This is a genomic window from Xanthomonas sp. LF02-5, from assembly GCF_034105325.1.
Classification (GTDB): domain Bacteria; phylum Pseudomonadota; class Gammaproteobacteria; order Xanthomonadales; family Xanthomonadaceae; genus Xanthomonas_A; species Xanthomonas_A sontii.
Genome location: NZ_JAXGGF010000005.1, coordinates 333,919 through 350,747 on the forward strand (window position 1 = coordinate 333,919; position 16,829 = coordinate 350,747).

General features: G+C 70.6%; 11 protein-coding genes. 7 read left to right on the forward strand and 4 right to left on the reverse strand.

The window, feature by feature from the left end; genetic code table 11:
• Positions 1 to 62: 62 nt before the first annotated feature.
• Positions 63 to 1,253, forward strand: a complete 1,191-nt coding sequence (gene cobA / locus SLW52_RS15145; RefSeq protein ID WP_320740558.1) for a uroporphyrinogen-III C-methyltransferase — start codon at positions 63 to 65, stop codon at positions 1,251 to 1,253.
• 29 nt (positions 1,254 to 1,282) lie between these two features.
• On the forward strand, positions 1,283 to 2,242 hold the full coding sequence (cysK, locus tag SLW52_RS15150; RefSeq protein ID WP_017908608.1) for a cysteine synthase A: 960 nt from the start codon (positions 1,283 to 1,285) through the stop codon (positions 2,240 to 2,242).
• A gap of 51 nt (positions 2,243 to 2,293) precedes the next feature.
• Here the strand turns inward: cysK and SLW52_RS15155 are convergent, their stop codons facing one another.
• Together SLW52_RS15155 and SLW52_RS15160 are read right to left on the reverse strand one after the other, a co-directional pair.
• Positions 2,294 to 2,680, reverse strand: a complete 387-nt coding sequence (locus SLW52_RS15155) for a tetratricopeptide repeat protein (protein ID WP_152181060.1) — start codon at positions 2,678 to 2,680, stop codon at positions 2,294 to 2,296.
• Positions 2,681 to 2,775: 95 nt separating this feature from the next.
• Positions 2,776 to 3,876, reverse strand: coding sequence for a nucleoside hydrolase (locus tag SLW52_RS15160; RefSeq protein WP_152181059.1), 1,101 nt, complete (start codon positions 3,874 to 3,876; stop codon positions 2,776 to 2,778).
• 254 nt (positions 3,877 to 4,130) lie between these two features.
• Here SLW52_RS15160 and SLW52_RS15165 point away from each other — a divergent pair, with 254 nt between their 5' ends.
• The gene (locus tag SLW52_RS15165; RefSeq protein ID WP_017908605.1) at positions 4,131 to 4,646 is read left to right on the forward strand and encodes an isoprenylcysteine carboxylmethyltransferase family protein; all 516 of its coding nucleotides are present in this window, start codon (positions 4,131 to 4,133) and stop codon (positions 4,644 to 4,646) included.
• A gap of 22 nt (positions 4,647 to 4,668) precedes the next feature.
• Here the strand turns inward: SLW52_RS15165 and SLW52_RS15170 are convergent, their stop codons facing one another.
• Positions 4,669 to 5,166 carry a hypothetical protein gene (locus SLW52_RS15170; protein WP_152181058.1) on the reverse strand — a complete coding sequence of 166 codons (498 nt, stop codon included), beginning with the start codon at positions 5,164 to 5,166 and terminating at the stop codon, positions 4,669 to 4,671.
• Between the two features lie 126 nt (positions 5,167 to 5,292).
• Here SLW52_RS15170 and SLW52_RS15175 point away from each other — a divergent pair, with 126 nt between their 5' ends.
• The 3 genes from SLW52_RS15175 (at position 5,293) to SLW52_RS15185 (ending at position 13,743) form a co-directional block, all read left to right on the forward strand.
• On the forward strand, positions 5,293 to 5,835 hold the full coding sequence (locus SLW52_RS15175) for an O-acetyl-ADP-ribose deacetylase (protein WP_152181057.1): 543 nt from the start codon (positions 5,293 to 5,295) through the stop codon (positions 5,833 to 5,835).
• Positions 5,836 to 6,101: 266 nt separating this feature from the next.
• Entirely contained in the window at positions 6,102 to 7,808 is a 1,707-nt protein-coding gene (locus SLW52_RS15180) for a ShlB/FhaC/HecB family hemolysin secretion/activation protein (protein ID WP_320744250.1), read from the forward strand.
• Between the two features lie 13 nt (positions 7,809 to 7,821).
• Positions 7,822 to 13,743 carry an MBG domain-containing protein gene (locus SLW52_RS15185; RefSeq protein ID WP_320740556.1) on the forward strand — a complete coding sequence of 1,974 codons (5,922 nt, stop codon included), beginning with the start codon at positions 7,822 to 7,824 and terminating at the stop codon, positions 13,741 to 13,743.
• Positions 13,744 to 13,933: 190 nt separating this feature from the next.
• On the opposite strand, the gene SLW52_RS15190 is transcribed toward SLW52_RS15185, so the two are convergent.
• Entirely contained in the window at positions 13,934 to 15,973 is a 2,040-nt protein-coding gene (locus SLW52_RS15190; RefSeq protein WP_226978496.1) for a sensor histidine kinase, read from the reverse strand.
• A gap of 94 nt (positions 15,974 to 16,067) precedes the next feature.
• On the opposite strand from SLW52_RS15190, the gene SLW52_RS15195 reads away from it, so the two are divergent.
• Complete coding sequence (locus SLW52_RS15195) at positions 16,068 to 16,751, forward strand: response regulator transcription factor (protein WP_152236161.1); 684 nt, start codon at positions 16,068 to 16,070, stop codon at positions 16,749 to 16,751.
• Positions 16,752 to 16,829: the final 78 nt, after the last annotated feature.

Here is a 16,829-nt window from a genome sequence, read left to right on the forward strand (position 1 = left end):
TGGGGCTATGAGCCGGCGCTACGGTCGTCGCTCCCTCCTGCCCTGCGTCGCGAGCCGTCCTTGTGAGTCCAGCCCCGATTGCCCTGTATCCGGACCTGCGCGACCGGGCCGTGCTGGTGATCGGCGGCGGCGCGGCCGCCGAGCGCCAGGTGCAGGCACTGCTCGCCGCCGGCGCCCTGCCACGGGTGGCCGCGCCGACCCTGACCCCGGGCTTGCATGCGCTGGCCGCGCAGGGACGGCTGGTCTGGCTGCCAGGCGCCTTCGACAGCGCCTGGCTGGACAGCGTCTGGTATCTGATCGCCGCGAGCGAGGACGCCATGGCCAACCGCCAGGCGCTGCAGGCCGCGGCCGCACGGCGGGTGCTGGCGCAAGCCGTGCCGGCCGAGCCGGCGTCCGCGGCCAATGCCGCTGCCGCCGAGACCGCCGTACAGCAGGCGCTGCCGCTGCGCCCAGGCAGCGTGACCCTGGTCGGCGCCGGGCCCGGCGATCCCGGCCTGCTCACCGGCCACGCGCTGCACGCCCTGCGCCAGGCCGACGTGGTCCTGCACGACCGCCTGGTCAGCGCCGCGATCCTGCAACTCATACCGGCGGGTACCCAACGCATCGCCGTCGGCAAGTCGGCCGATGGCCATAGCGTGGCGCAGGAGCAGATCCATGCCTTGCTGCTGGAACACGCGCAGCGCGGACGCCGGGTGGTGCGGCTGAAGGGCGGCGACCCGTTCGTGTTCGGCCGCGGTGGCGAGGAACTGGAATACCTGCGCGCGCACGGCGTGGACTACGCGGTGGTGCCCGGCATCACCGCCGCGCTGGCCTGCGCCGCCTATGCCGGCATCCCGCTGACCCATCGCGACCACGCGCAATCGCTGCGCCTGGTCACCGCGCACTGCAAGGCCTCGCTGGACACCCTGGACTGGACCGCACTGGCACAGGAACGGCAGACCCTGGCGGTGTACATGGGCGTGGCCGGCCTGGACACGGTGCGCACGCGCCTGCTCGCCGCCGGCCGCGCCGCCGGCACGCCGTTTGCGCTGGTGGAGAACGGCTCGCGTGCCGAGCAGCGGGTGGTGCGCGGCACCCTCGCCGACCTGCCCGATACCGCCCGCGCGCATGCGGTGCGTGCGCCGGCGCTGCTGATCCTCGGCGAGGTGGCCGCGCTGGCCGACACCCTGCACTGGTTCGGCGCCGCACCGCTGCACGCGCTGCCCTCACCTTCCCCGAAGCAGGCGGCGCCTACCCTGGCCCACGCCGCCTGACCCGCCCCCCATTCCCGGAGACCTTGCCCATGGCCATCTACGACAACATCCTCGACACCATCGGCCACACCCCGATCGTCAAGCTGCAGCGGCTGGCGCCGGCGCACGTGGACCTGTACGTCAAGGTCGAGGCGTTCAATCCCGGCGGCTCGGTCAAGGACCGCCTGGCCTTGGCGATCGTGCTCGACGCCGAGGCGCGCGGCCTGCTCAAGCCCGGCGACACCATCGTCGAAGCGACCTCCGGCAATACCGGCGTGGCGCTGGCGATGGTCGCCGCCGCACGCGGCTACAAGTTCGTGGCGACGATGGTGGAAACCTTCTCGATCGAGCGCCGCAAGCTGATGCGCGCCTACGGCGCCAAGGTGATCCTGACCCCCGCCGCCGAGCGCGGCAGCGGCATGGTGCGCAAGGCCGAGGAACTGGCCAGGCAGCACGGCTGGTTCCTGGCCCGGCAGTTCGCCAACCCGGCCAATCCGGCCTACCACCGCAGCACCACCGCCGCGGAGATCCTGCGCGACTTCGCCGGCCGCCGGCTCGACCATTTCGTCAGCGGCTGGGGCACTGGCGGCACCCTCACCGGCGTCGGCGAAGTGCTGCGGCTCGCGCGTCCGGAAGTGCACATCACCGCCACCGAACCGGCCGGCGCGGCCCTGCTGCAGGGCCAGGAGTGGAAGCCGCACAAGATCCAGGGCTGGACGCCGGATTTCGTGCCCGAGGTGCTCAATCGCGAGGTCTACGACGAGGTGCTGAGCGTCGAAGACACCGACGCCATCACGGTGTCGCGCCGCCTCGCCGCCGAGGAAGGCATCTTCACCGGCATCTCCGGCGGCGGCACGGTGGCCACCGCGCTGCGCGTGGCCGAGACCGCGGCGCCCGGCGCGGTGATCCTGGCGATGCTGCCGGATACCGGCGAACGCTACTTCTCCACGCCGCTGTTCGCCGACATCAACGAAGGCAGCGACGACGACTGGCTGGCCGGCCTGCCGTAAACGCGCAGCGGCAGGCATGCGCCCTGGCGCTGCCGCATCGGCGCGGCATCGCTACTGTGCGTGCGGATCGAAGTACGCCGTCCACGATATCGGCGCGGCGCGCAGGCTGGCCGCGTGCCGGAACGCGGCCATGGCTTCGGCCTGCTGGCCCACGTTGAGCAAGGCCACGCCCAGATTGAAGTAGGTACTGCGATCGTCGGACTGCAGGCGCACGGCGCGGCGCAGTGCCGCCGCTGCCCGCCGGTAGTGCCCGCGATCGCACAGCACCGCGCCCAGACAGGTGAGCGGGCGTGGATCGGCGGGTGCCGCTCTGGCCGCGGCGCGCACAAGTGCCTCGGCCTCGGCCAGCAGCGCATCGGCACGCTGCGGCTCCCGGAACGCTGCCATGACCAAGGCCTTCGCCTGCGCGAGGCGGTCGTCGGGCACGGATGCGCTCATGCCGGCACACCGCAGGCCGGCGTCCCGCCTGCCCCGCACGCGAGCGGCAGGACGACGTGGCGTGCACCGGACTGCAAATCCGCGTGCGCCATGCCTCAGACCGGCAGCGGCGCGCCCAGCGCCGGCGGCTGCGGCGCGGTCAGGCGCTCGATCAGCAACTGTTCGATCGCTTCCACGTCGACCTCGCGCACCACCTGTTGCGCCTGCTCGCCCAGGCCCGGCTGATAGCCCGGCGCCCACGACAGGATGTCGCCATAGCCGGCGCCGAACTCGGTGTTGGTGTCCACGTACAGCGTCTCGCTGACGGTGGCCAGCTCCGGGCGCAGCCACACCGCGGTGGCCAGTTCGTCCCACATCGGGAAGCCAGGCTCGCGCCGGCGCAGCGCATGGCCGATCGGCGTGTCGGCGGCGCCCATCCGCGCCAGCAGCTGCGGGGTCAGTTCGGTGGCGGTGGACGGATCCACCGGCACCATCACCATGCGCCGCCACGGCGCGCGCATCACGATGCTGGCCGCTTCCGGGTCCCAGCGGATGTTGAATTCGCGCCGCGGCGAATTGACGAACTCGCGCGCGAACTGCGCCGCCGACACGCTGTCGCGGCGCTGCCGCGGATTGAGGCTGCCGCCCATGTAGACCAACTCCTTGGCCAGCGTGGCGAAGTCGGGATCGAGCCGCTGCGCCAAGGCCAGATTGGTCAACGGCCCGGTGGCGACGATGCTGACCTCGCCGGGGAACTCGCGCACCTTGCGGATCATGAACAGCGCCGCCGGCTCGCTGGCCGCCTGCACCACGGTGGGATTGCCCAGCGGCAGGTCCGGGACCACGTCGTGGGCGTGGTAGCGCGGCGCGCTCTGCACGGTGTCGTGCTCGACCCACTGCCGGGTCCAGGCGCCCTTCCACAGCAACTTGCCGTACAGCGCTTCCCAGCGTTCGGTGGCCACCTCGCTGTTGAGCAGCGGGAACACCGGGCCGGGCAGCACCGGCACTTCGCCACGCCCGGCGATCTCGAGCAGGCGCCGGGTATGCGCCAGCGCTTCGTCGCGCCAGATGTTGCCGCTGACCACCGAGATGCCCAGCACCTCCACCTCGGGCGATTGCAGCAGCAACAGCTGCGCAGGAGTGAAGCCGTCGATGTCGTCTTCGAGGATGACCCGGCGGCGCGGGGCGGCGGTGCTGCTGGCGGAAGCGATTGGCATGAGGCGGGACAATGGTGGCGGAAGGGGAACGACCGGCGCGTCGGGTGCGATCGACGCGGAACGACGCGACACGTCGAACGCAAGCGTCTGCGACGTGCCGCACGGGCGCTAGGGTAATCGGGTTTGCGCGCACTGCCACGCACGACGAGGCACTGCCGGGTCGCGCCCGTGCCCATTCGTGACGCGCGCGCGCGCGGACGCCGTGGGCAGCCGCGTAAACTTGCGCGGCCGCAACCGAACCAGGGAAGGACTGCATGCACGACCGAACCGACCGCACCGATCCACCGCCCGCACGCGCGCAGGCGCGCGTGCCGTTGCTGGTGCGCACGACCTCGCCGGCGCATTTCCTGCTGGCGCTGCTGCTCGGCGCCAGCCTGCAGCACGCGCTGCCGTTGCCGTTGCCGCAGGGCGCTGCACTGGCCTGGCTGCAACTGGGCGGCGGTGCCGTCGCGCTCGCCGGCCTGCTGCTGGCGTGCTGGTGCTTCGTGCTGTTCGCACGCGACCGCACCACCCTGCTGCCCGAGCGCGCGCCCTCGCACCTGGTCTGCCACGGGCCCTACCGGCTGACCCGCAACCCGATGTACGTCAGCCTGACCCTGAGTTACCTCGGCCTGAGCGTGCAGATCGGCTGGCCGTGGTCGGCGCTGTTGCTGCCCTTGCCGCTGCTGGCCTTGCAGCGGGTGGTCATCCCCTACGAGGAAGCGCGCCTGCGCGAACGCTTCGGCAGTGCCTATGCGCGCTACTGCGCGCAGGTCGCGCGCTGGCTGTAGCCACTGGCCGCGTCGGCATGCCTCAGCGCGCCAGCCACCAGGCCGCCGCCGCAGCCAGCAACAGCACCAGCAGCACCCAACGCCAGGCCCCGCCGCGGTCGCCGGCGGCCACGGTCGAGGCAGCCCCCAGCGTCGGCGCCGAGCGCAGATGCCGCTGTACCATCTCCAGCGCCTCGCGCAGCGACATGTCCGGATAGTGCTCGAACACCAGCTTGGCGGCCGTGCGCCGCTCGCCGCGGCGCAGCGCCAGTTCCGCCGCCGGCGGCAGGCGCCGTTCCTCGGCCGCCACCGGCGCCTGCGCCCCGGTCGCCGACGTCGCCCCCGCTGCCGCACCGGAGGCGTGGCGGTCGAGCATCTCCGTCACCGTGCGCGCCGCGCCGGCCAGCAGCCAGGCATCGACCTGTTCCTTCGCACTGCGCAGGTCCATGCCGCTGTGCGCGCGCAGCAGCTTGATCGCCTTGATGATCTGGCCCTGCGCGAGGGCATCGGCGACCTGTGGCGGCGGCGGGTTCGGGTTCATGTCGCAAGTGCTGAGATGGGGGCGCGTCAGTCTTGCCGCTGGCCGGTTAAGCGGCCGTGGCAGCGCGCGGCGGCGGGTGGCGACACCCTCACGCATCCATCATTCGGCTCCCCTAAAGATCGGCGCATGAAGATCGAAATCTGGCAAGGCGACATCACCCAGCTCGACGTGGACGCGATCGTCAACGCCGCCAACGAGTCCCTGCTCGGTGGTGGCGGCGTGGACGGCGCCATCCACCGTGCCGCCGGCCCGGAATTGCTGGAAGAATGCCGGCGCCTGCCGGAACTCAAGCCGGGCGTACGCTGCCCGGTCGGCGAGGTGCGCGCCACCGCGGGCCACCAGCTCAAGGCGCGGCATGTGCTGCATACCGTCGGTCCGGTGTGGCGCGACGGCGCCCACAACGAACCGGCCCTGTTGGCCAACTGCTACTGGCGCGCCCTGCGCATGGCCGAACAGATGGGCCTGCACTCGGTGGCGTTCCCGGCGATCAGCTGCGGCGTCTACGGCTACCCGCTGCACCAGGCCGCGCGTATCGCGGTGGCCGAGACCGACGCCTGGCAGCGCGCGCATGCGGTGCCCAAGCGGATCATCCTGGTGGCCTACAACGACGCCACCGCCAAGGCGTACCGGCAGGCGTTGCGCGACGCGCAGTGCGCCACTGCAGCCTGAGCGGTCGACCCGGACGCTCTCAGAGATCCGGCGACTACCCGCGAATCACCACAGGGCCTGCGTTCCACCCGGGCGCAGGCACGCCCTGATTCACTGAGATGGCGGCCGCCCAGCGCCCGGCGCTGGCACAGCGTGCTGTGGGGATTATCCCGACACCGTGTCGGGGGACCGTGCAAAGAGTGATCGCGCGCTCAGATTCGCTCAGATTGATCGGCGGTGGGAAGGCTACATTGCGCGAGCCTCAACCCTAACGCCACCTTAACATCATGACGATTTCTTGCCGTCCGCGTCCGAGTACGCTGGCGAATGCCCTGTTCGTGCTTCCGTGGGCCGCCGGCCTGGCCTTGACGCTGACCTGTGCGACGGCACTGGCCCAGGAGGCCGCCCCGGCCACCGGCACCAGCACCAGCACCACCGACGCCGCGGCCCCGATCGCGGTACAGGCGATCCGCGTCACCGGGGTCGGCGACCATCCGCGCGAGCAGATCGATCCGGCGCGCCTGCAGGCGCTGGCCGACGCGCGCCTGCGCGCACTCGGCGGCGGCACGCTGCCGGCCCAGCTCAGCTTCGCGCAACTGCAGCAGATCGCCGACACGCTGACCCAGGCCTACCGCCAGGCCGGCTTCCTGGTCGCCCGGGCATATCTGCCGGTGCAGACCCTGGGGCCGGACCAGGTGGTCGAGATCCGCGTGGTCGAGGGCCGGGTCGGCAAGATCACCGTCGAGGGCACGCGCCGCTACGACGACCGCCTGATCGCCAGCCCTGCCCTGGCCCTTCAGGGCCAGATCCTGCGCCAGCAGGATCTGCAGTCGGCGCTGCTGTACACCCGCGACCTGCCGGGCGTGTCCGCCACCTCCGTGCTCAAGCCCGGCGCCAACCCCGGCGAGACCGACGTGGTGATCCAGGCCAGCGAGGAGCGCCCGCTGCAGGTCAGCGTCGGCGCCAGCAACTACGGCACCCCGAGCATCGGCCGCTACCGCGCGCAGCTCGGCGTGGACTGGAACAACCCGCTCGGTCTGGGCGACCACCTGTCGGCCAGCTATGCCTATGCGCTGGATCCGGCCAATACCTGGCAGGGCAGCCTCGCCTACCAGGTGCCGATCGCCGGCGTCGACGGCCTCAGCGCCAGCGCGTCCTACACGCGCAGCGTGGTCAACCTCGACAACGGCGCGTTCGCCGCGCTCGACATCCAGGGCCCGACCCAGCAGAGCGCGCTGGGCCTGGACTGGAAGTTCGTCAATTCCGATGCCTGGCGCGTGCAGAGCTGGCTGCACCTGGTCAAGGAAAGCTCGCGCCTGCAGGGCCTGGGCGTGCTGCTGTCCAAGCAGAAATTCGACGTGGCCGAACTCGGCACCAGCGTGCGCCACGACGACCGCCGGCTCCACGGCATCGACCTGCTGCAGCTCAGCGTGCGCGGCGCGCTCGACGACGATTCGCCGCAGACCGATTACCTGTACGCCCGCCACGACCGCCACTTCACCGTCGCGCGCCTGAGCTACACCCGGCTGCAGGGGCTGACCGCCACGCAGCGGCTGCAGCTGCGCGTCAACGGCCAGTACAGCGACGACACCCTGACCCCGCTGGAACAGTTCTCGCTGGGCGGACCGACCAGCGTGCGCGCCTTCCCGCTCGGCGCCGCGCTCGGCGACCGCGGCTTCGACTCCGGCCTGGAGTACCAGGTGGACGCACCAGGCTTCGCCAGCGCCGCCTCGCCGTTCGGCGGCCGCGCCTGGGGTCAGCTGCTGACCGCCAGCGTGTTCTACGACTACGGCCGGGTCTACCCGAACGGCGCCAACCGCGCGGTGTACGACAGCGTCACCACCTTCGAGGGCGCCGGCGTCGGCCTCAGCTTCCGGCTGCCCGACTGGCACGGACTCTCGTTCGATCTGGCCGCGGCCAAGCCCACCGGCACCACCAAGCCGGGCGACGGCAAGGATGTGCGCTACTGGGCCCGCTTCGGCCTGACCTTCTGACCTGGGGATCTCCATGAACCGCATCTACCGCCTCGTCTTCAACCGCCACCTCGGCGTGCTCCAGGTCGCCTCCGAAGTCGCCACCGGCCACGCCGGCGCCACCGGCAACGGCGCGGCGCGCCTGGCCGCGCCGCTGCTGCCCTTCGCCCTGGCCTGTGCGCTGGCCGCGCCGGCTCACGCCAGCGGCGTGCCGTCGCTGTCCAGCGCCACCGGCGCCACCGTGTCGCAGAACGGCGGCACCCTGCAGATCGACCAGAACGCGGCCAAGGCGGTGCTGAACTGGAACAGCTTCAACGTCGGCAAGGACGCCAGCGTGGTGTTCGTGCAGCCGTCCAGCTCGGCGGTGGCGCTCAACCTGATCGATGCCAGCCGCGGCGCCAGCGTCATCGACGGCAGCCTGCGCGCCAACGGCAATGTGTTCCTGATCAACTCCGCCGGCATCCTGTTCGGCAACCACGCGCAGGTGAACGTCGGCGGCCTGGTCGCCAGTTCGCTGGGCCTGGCCGGCGACGACGACAACGGCTACCTGCTCGGGCGGGGCGACCATGGCGCCGCCAGCGTGGTCAACCAGGGCAGCATCCGCGCCGGCAACGGCGGCTCGGTCAATCTCGTCGGCAACCATGTCGCCAACCGCGGCAGCATCAGCGCCGACGGCGGCGCCATCCGCCTGCTCTCCGCCGATCAGGTCAAGGTGACCATGGACGCGGCCGGCGCGATCGGCATGCAGATGGTCGCGGCGGCCAGCCAGTCGATGGACGGCGCGGCGGCGGCGGTGGAGAACAGCGGCACGCTGCGCGCCAATGGCGGGCAGATCCTGCTGCAGGCAGGCAGCACCGGGCTGTCGCAGTTGCTGGTCAACAACACCGGCGCGCTCGAAGCCACCGGCATCGACACCTCCGGCGGCAGCGTGCGCCTGGTCGGCAGCGGCGGCGACGTGGCCAGCAGCGGCCGCATCGATGTCTCCGGCACCCACGGCGGCAGCGTGCAGGTGCTGTCCGATGGCGCGGTGAACGTCGCTGGCCGCATCGACGCCAGCGGCACCGCGGCCGGCGGCAGCGTGCGCATCGGCGGCGGCTACCAGGGCGGCGAACAGTTGCAACACGCCAGTGCGGCCACGGTCGCCGACGGCGCGCTGCTCGATGCCAGCGCGACCGGCCAGGGCAACGGCGGCTCCATCGTGGTCTGGTCCGATGGCCACACCGCGGTGCATGGCGCGCTGCGCGCCAACGCGGCCGGCAGCGGCAGCGGCGGCCTGCTCGAAACCAGCGGCCACACCGTCGACTTCTCCGGCATCGCCGTCGGCGCCAAGGGCGCCGGCCCCGGCAGCGCCGGCACCTGGCTGGTCGACCCGGAAGACCTGACCGTGGACAGCGCGGCCGCCAGCACCATCAGCGGCGCGTTGAACGGCGGCACCAACGTCACCCTGCTCACCTCCAGCACCAACGCCAGCGGCCCGGGCACCGTGAGCAACGGCAGCGGCGACATCAACGTCAATGCGGCGATCGGCTGGAGCGGCAACTCCACGCTGACCCTGGACGCCTACCACAGCATCTATCTCAATGCCGCCGTCACCGCCACCGGCAACACGGCCGGCCTGGTGCTGAACTACGGCGGCTACACCGACAACGGCACCGTCGGCGGCACGGGCGACTACTACGTCAACACCCCCGTCTCGCTCGGCGGCGCGCACGCCAGCCTGGCGATCAACGGGCAGGCGTACACGCTGATCCACTCGCTGGCCGACGCGGCTACCTATTTCAACAGCCCCGGCGCCTATGCGTTGGCCCAGGACATCGACCTGGCCGGCGTCACCCGCAGCAGCGCCCTGGTGTCCTCCTTCCAGAGCAAGCTGGCCGGCCTGGGCCACAGCATCAACAACCTGACCATCTCCGGCGCCAGCGGCTACGTCGGCCTGTTCGGCACCACCAGCAGCAACAGCCTCATCCGCGATGTGCACCTGGGCAACGTCTCCATCTCCGGCGGCTATTACGTCGGTGGCCTGGTCGGCTACGGCCAGGGCGCGATCAAGAACGTCACCGTCGACGGCAGTGTGACCGGGAGCTCCGGCGGCGTCGGCGGATTGGCCGGCTACAACCTGGGCTTGATCGACAACAGCGCGTTCGTCGGCAGCGTCAACGGGCAGAGCGCCGTCGGCGGCGTGGCGGGCAACAACGTCGGCGCCACGATCCGCAATTCCCACAGCACCGGCAGCGTGACCGGCAGCTCCAGCAACACCGGCGGCCTGGTCGGCTACAACGACGGCGGCAGCCTGACTAACACGTATTCCACCAGCACCGTGAGCGGCACCAGTTCCGTCGGCGGCCTGGTCGGAACCAACCAGAACGCCGGCTCCATCAAGAACAGCTACGCCACCGGCAGCGTGACCGGCAGCAGTTCCATGGTCGGCGGGCTGGTCGGCATGAACTACCAGAGCACCATCGCCAACACCTACGCCACCGGCAGCGTCACCGCAACGGCCTCGGTGGGCGGGCTCGTGGGCGTCAATAACGCGGGCGGTGCCAGCGTCAGCTCCAGCAGCGTCAGCAACAGCTACGCCACGGGTGCCGTCATCAGCACCACCAACAACAACGTGGGCGGACTGATCGGCGCCAATTCGGGCAGCGTCAGCAATGCGTCGTGGGACGTCGACAGCACCGGCCAGGCCAATGCCATCAGCGGCGGGGGCGGCGGCAGCGTCACCAATCTGACCAGCTTCGGCAGCGGCAACCGCTACAACCACGCCACGTACGGCAATCTCGGCACCTGGGCGTTGCTCGCCGGCACCAGCAACGTCTACGTCGCCAGCGATGGCGTCGGCAGTCCGGCCTGGATCATGATCGAGGGGCAGACGCGCCCGTTCCTGGCCAGCGAGTACAGCACCACCATCGGCAACGCACACCAGTTGCAGTTGATGGCGTACAACCTGGCGGCCAACTACAGCCTGTCGGCCGACATCGATGCCAGCCAGACCGCCGGCAGCAACGCCAGCGGCATGTGGAGCAGCGCCGGCTTCAGCCCGGTCGGCGACAGCAACAACGCCTTCACCGGCAGCCTCGACGGCGCGAACCGCGCGATCTCCGGGCTGACCATCGCCCGCGGCGGCACGTCCTACGTCGGCCTGTTCGGCAACACCGGCGCTGCCAGCCGGATCGTCAACCTCGCCCTGACCGGCGCCACCGTCACCGGCACTGCCTACGTGGGCGGCGTCGCCGGCTTCAATGCCGGCACGCTCAGCGGCATCCGCGTCACCGGCACCATGAGCGGCACCGGCAACTTCATCGGCGGCCTCACCGGCTACAACAACGCCGGGACGATCACCGGCGCGCAGACCAGCGGCAGCGTGGTCGGCAGCGGCGGCCCCTACAGCGGCAACTACGTCGGCGGACTGATCGGCAGCAACGCTGGCGGCACGATCAACGCGTCGTCCTCGTCGAGCACGGTCTCCGGCGGCAGCAGTGTCGGCGGCCTGGTCGGCAACGACTACCAGGGCAACTACAGCAACGTGCAGGCCAGCGGCAGCGCGACCAGCACCAGCACCGCCAGCGGCGACCATGTCGGCGGGCTGATCGGCAACGCCAATCAGAGCCAGATCCAGAACGCCTCGGCCAGCGGCAACGTCACCGCGACCACCACGCATGCGGGCGGTCTGCTAGGCCAGGCGTCCACCGCTACCCTCACCAATGTGCAGGCCAGCGGGAGCGTCTCCGGCTCGAACTACGTCGGCGGGCTGATCGGAGTGGCGAACAGGGGGACCATCACGAACGCGCACGCGACCGGTGGCGCATCGGGAGTCAACTATGTCGGCGGACTGGTCGGTAACCTCTTCAGCACAAGCCTCAGCGACGCTTACGCCGTCGGCGATGTTTCCGGCACGTCGTACATCGGCGGGCTGGTCGGGTACAACTCTCGAGGCAGCCTGGCCCGTGTCTATGCCACTGGTTTCATCGCCGCCACCGAGTATGCGGGCGGCCTGGTCGGTTACAACCTGACCGGCACCATCAACGCGGCCTATGCCGGCGGCCGTGGCGTGATCGGCACCGAGTATCTCGGCGGTCTGGTCGGCTATAACGATGGCGGCATCATCAACGCCAGCTACGCCATCGGCGACATAGGCGGCAGCAACGCCGTCGGCGGCCTGGTCGGCACCAACAGTGGCACGATCAACGCCAGCTTCTTCCCCACCGACATCGGCGGTAATCCGATCAACGCCGGCCTGCGCTTGGCGGGCAGCAACACCGGCAGCATCGATGCGATCAGCGGCGGCAGGTCCTGGAGCGCGTTGAACACGCTGTCCACCTTCACCGATGCCGGCTGGGCGATCGACAACCGCGGCGGCACCGGCCAGACCTGGCGCCTGTACGAACACATGGGCACGCCGCTGCTGCGCAGCTTCCTGACCCCGTTGACGATCAGCACCAGCCTCTCCGGGCTCGACAAGACCTACGACGGCAACGGTGTCAGCGGCACGATCTCGTCCTACACGGCCGGCGGCGCCTTCGACCCGAGCCTGCTGTTCGGATCGTCGCTGCGCTACGCGACCGCAGGCAATGGCGTCGGCAGCTACACCACCGGCAACGGCATGCTGCAGATCGGTGGCCTGGCGTCCTCGCAGCAGGGCTACGACATCGGCTACGTGGTCTCCGGCGGCATCGCCATCACCCCGGCGACGCTGACGGTGACGGCGACCTCGGGCTCCAAGACCTACGGCAGCACCCTCAACCTCAGCGGCTACCGCGTTTCCGGCCTGATCGGCAGCGACAGCGTCTCCGGGGTCGCGCTGAGCAGCGCGGGCGCCGGTAGCGGCGCCGCAGTGGGCAACTATGCCGTCACCGCCTCCGGCGCGACCGGCGCAGGGTTGTCCAACTATGTCGTCAACTACGTCGACGGCAGCCTGCGCGTCGATCCGGCGACGCTGCGCATCGTCGCCAACGACGCCAACAAGACCTACGGCGGCACCGTCAACCTCAGCGGCTACAGCGTTTCGGGCCTGCTCAACGGCGACACCGTCTCCGGCGTCGCCCTGGGCAGCGCCGGCGCCGGTGCCGGCGCCGCGGTCGGCAACTACGCCATCACCGCCTCCGGCGCGACCGGCGCCGGGCTGTCCAACTACGTCGTGACCTATGTCGACGGCAGCCTGCGCGTCGATCCGGCCACCCTGCGCATCGTCGCCAACGACGCCAACAAGACCTATGGCGGCACCGTCAACCTCAGCGGCTACAGCGTTTCGGGCCTGCTCAACGGCGACACCGTCTCCGGCGTCGCCCTGGGCAGCGCCGGCGCCGGTGCCGGCGCCGCGGTCGGCAACTACGCCATCACCGCCTCCGGCGCGGCCGGCGCAGGGCTGTCCAACTACGTCGTCAACTACGTCGACGGCAGCCTGCGCGTCGATCCGGCCACCTTGCGCATCGTCGCCAGCGATGCCAGCAAGACCGCCGGCAGCACCGCCACCCTCACCGGCTACCGTGTCTCCGGCCTGCTCAACCGCGACACCGTCTCCGGCGTCGCCCTGAACAGTGCCGGTGCCGGCAGCGGCGCTGCGGTCGGCAACTACGCCATCACCGCCTCCGGCGCCACCGGCGCAGGGCTGTCCAACTACACCATCAGCTACGTCGATGGCCTGTTGAACGTGGTCGCCGGCAACGGCGATGGCGGCGGCGCTGTCCAGTTGCCGACCACCACCGTGCAGGCGATCAACACCTCGGTCGCCGCCGCCACGGTGACCAGCGATGCCGGCAGCACGACAGAGACCAGTCCGCAAAAGGCCGACGAGACGGCCAGGCAACTGGCGGCCGCGGCACATGGCGGCAGCAGCGGCACCGTGACGGCCGCCACCGACTCGATCCTGATCGTCGACGGCGGCATCCGCGCCCCGGCGGTCGCCTGCAGCCCGGGCGCGTCCAACGCCTCCGCGGACAGCTGCATCATCCGGCAGTAGCCGGGAATGACCTGACGACACCGCGCGGCGGTGTCGTCGGGTCATGGCACCGCTTTCGTCACGGCCCTCGCCGGCACACGAATCGGCACCGGGCTCTCTGCACGAACGCGCGGCGATCGGTCGCCGCCGCGCCCGATTGTTTTTGCTGTTGGCGCAGAGCGTGCGTCGGGATACGCACGGCCGCCTGCGATCAGGCATCCGTCGCCGGCGGCACGCGCGACACTGCGAGCTGTGCATCCGGGCGGCGCGGCAGCAGCAATACGAAGCAGACCGACTCGTCGGGTGCCTGCCTGGCCAGGCCTACCCATCCCCCAAGACGCTCGGCGATGCGCCGCACCAGGTACAGACCGAGCCCCGCGCCCGGCGCATGCCGCGCGCTTTCGCCGCGGTAGTACTTCTGGAACAGCCGCTCGCGTTCGGCAGGCGCGATGCGTTCGCCCGGATTGGCGACCTCCAGCCGCAGCCCTCCGGCACTGCCGCGGACGCGCACGCGGATGGCCATGCCCGCCGGGCAATGGCGGTCGGCATTGGCGAGCAGGTTGCGCACGGCCACACGCAGCAGTCCGGTGTCGGTGAGCAGACCATCGTCGTCGGTGAGAACCTCGCAGACCACGCGCTGCGGCTGGAAGTCACCGCACAGGTCGTCGAGCAGCACGCGCAGGGCGCACGGCTGCAGCCGCAGTTCCGAAGCCGCCTCGCCCATGCGGTCGTCGGCGAGATACTCGTCCACCAGCGCCAGCAGCCGTTGCGCCGCGTCGCGGATGTTGCCGCAGCGCACGCGATTGCGTTCCGGCGGCGCATCCAGCTTGCGCGCCAGCTGTTGCGCCGAGGTCATGATGACGGCCAGCGGCGTGCGGAACTCGTGCGACACCATCGCCACGAAATCGCGTTGCTCCTGCATGACCTTGCGCTCGGTCTGCAGCAAGCCGCGCAGGTCGTTCTCCAGCGCCTGCCGCCTGCCGATTTCGTTGCGCAGCTCTGCGGTGCGCAAGGCCACGTCACGCTCCAGCGCCAGACCGTGCCTGCGCGCGAGTGCCACCGCGGCCTCGGCATGCCGTCGTTCGCGCAATCGGCGCTGCCGCTCGTAACGGCCGATGAGGAACACGCTCAGCAGCGTCATGTGCAGCATGGTGCCGAACGTGGTGGCGTACTGGGTCCACGCATTGACCGGGACGAATCCGAGGTTGCGCAGGAAGCCCAGCATCACCCCCAGATAGAACGGAAAGAACGCGAGCACGAAGAACAGCGCCGGCCGATAGCGGCGCCACAGCAGGTGCAGCCCCAGCCCCGCCAGCAGCAGGATCTCCAGCAGACCCAGCGACTGCACCGGCTGCATGCCCCAGGCGTAGTGGCCGGCGAGCACGAACACGGCGCAACCCAACGCGACCGCCCACAGCAGACGTGTGCCCCAGCGCACCAGCCGCGGATGAAAGGCGCGCAGGTTCAGTTGCCGGCTGGCGACCTGGAATCCCACCGGCAGACTGCAGGCGATGCTGATGCCCAACAGCGTGTCGCTCCACGCCATTGGCATGCCGGTGACCTGCTGCACCAGGCCGATGGACATCGCTTCGTTGAACACGCAGCCGCCGAGATAGGCCACGAACAGGCCACTCATGCGCGCGCGCGTGGCGAGCCAGAACAACACGTGCAGGCACAGCAGCAACAGGTAGAAGCCGAAATACAGGCCGAACTGCAGCCCCTCGCGCCGCGAGTGGTTATCGAAGGGCAGGCGTTGCCAGACGTCCAGACGGGTGACCAACGCGTTCTTGCTGCGCAACCGCAGCAGCACCTCGTAATCGCCCGCATGCGTTGGCGCGAACTGGAAGACCGGGCTGCGGTAATCCACCGGCCAATCGCGCCGCGGCACGCGTTCGCCGCTGTCCCCCAGCGCGCGCCATGCGCCGCCCTCGGGCCGCACGTAGGCCTGCACGTCGTCGAGCAAGGCATTGCTCAATCGCACCATCCAGCCGCCGGGCGGTACACTCTGGACATGAACAGGCAGGCGCAGCCACACCGCACCGTCGGCGAATCCCGCGTTGAGGCCGTCGGGCAGCCGGGTCCAGCCGGTCGCGGCGGCGGCCTGCACCACGTCCAGTCGGCCGTGCGGATCGTCCAGGCGCTGCAGATACCCGCTCGCATCCTGGTGCGCGCTGGTCAACGGCAGCGCCGCGACCGGGGATGGCGCCGCGTCGGCGGCCACGGCCACGCCCACCACGAGCCATGCGCCCACCAGCCAGCGCCACCATTGCGCCATCATTCGCCATACCGCACCGTTGCCAGCCGATGACGTTACAGCAAACCACACTGCGCGAGGACGCGACTCCATGTCCGAAGTGATCCTGCTCGAGGACGAGCCGGTGCTGTGCGAGGAACTCGGCGAGTTCCTGCAGGATCTGGGCTATATCGCCGTCTGCGTGGACAGCATCGCCGGCTTCCGGCAACGATTCGATCCGGCGCGCCACACCATGGCCGTGATCGACGTCGGTCTTCCCGACGGCAGCGGCCTGGAACTGGTCAGTGAACTGCGGCGTGCCGGCCATCGGCTGGGCATCGTGGTGTTCAGTGCACGCAACACCGCCAGCGACCGCATCGCGGGACTGGAACTCGGCGTGGACCACTACCTGGGCAAGGGCGTCGATCTGGACGAACTCGCCGCCACCCTGGCGTCGCTGGGCCGGCGCCTGGCCCTGCCGCCACCGGCGGCGCGCTGGGTCCTGGAACTGGCTGCCGCACGCCTGAACGTTCCCAACGCGCCGCCGGTGCCGCTGTCGCGCCAGGATCTGCTGGTGCTGGCCTGCCTGATGCGCCATGCCGGCGAGAGCGTGGGCCACCGCGAGATCGCCGACGCGCTGGGGGTGAACTTCCTCGAGTACGACCGGCGGCGGCTGGACACGCAGATGTACCGCCTGCGGCGCCGCGTGGAGGAGATCAGCGGACGCCCGCTGCCGGTAAAGACCTTGCGCAACAGCGGCTATCGCTTCCACGCACCGGCGGCGATCGCACCCTGAGCGCGTCGGCGTGCCTCGCCGAAGCGCCCTGCGGCCTGGCCACCAGTGCGCAAGCTCCGCTGCCGGCTCCCGCAACAC

Coding starts and splice junctions, on each gene's coding strand:
- cysK (WP_017908608.1), top strand. CDS start 1,283: ATGGCCATCTACGACAACATCCTCGACACCATCGGCCACACCCCGATC.
- SLW52_RS15155 (WP_152181060.1), bottom strand. CDS start 2,680: ATGAGCGCATCCGTGCCCGACGACCGCCTCGCGCAGGCGAAGGCCTTG.
- SLW52_RS15160 (WP_152181059.1), bottom strand. CDS start 3,876: ATGCCAATCGCTTCCGCCAGCAGCACCGCCGCCCCGCGCCGCCGGGTC.
- SLW52_RS15165 (WP_017908605.1), top strand. CDS start 4,131: ATGCACGACCGAACCGACCGCACCGATCCACCGCCCGCACGCGCGCAG.
- SLW52_RS15170 (WP_152181058.1), bottom strand. CDS start 5,166: ATGAACCCGAACCCGCCGCCGCCACAGGTCGCCGATGCCCTCGCGCAG.
- SLW52_RS15175 (WP_152181057.1), top strand. CDS start 5,293: ATGAAGATCGAAATCTGGCAAGGCGACATCACCCAGCTCGACGTGGAC.
- SLW52_RS15180 (WP_320744250.1), top strand. CDS start 6,102: ATGACGATTTCTTGCCGTCCGCGTCCGAGTACGCTGGCGAATGCCCTG.
- SLW52_RS15185 (WP_320740556.1), top strand. CDS start 7,822: ATGAACCGCATCTACCGCCTCGTCTTCAACCGCCACCTCGGCGTGCTC.
- SLW52_RS15195 (WP_152236161.1), top strand. CDS start 16,068: ATGTCCGAAGTGATCCTGCTCGAGGACGAGCCGGTGCTGTGCGAGGAA.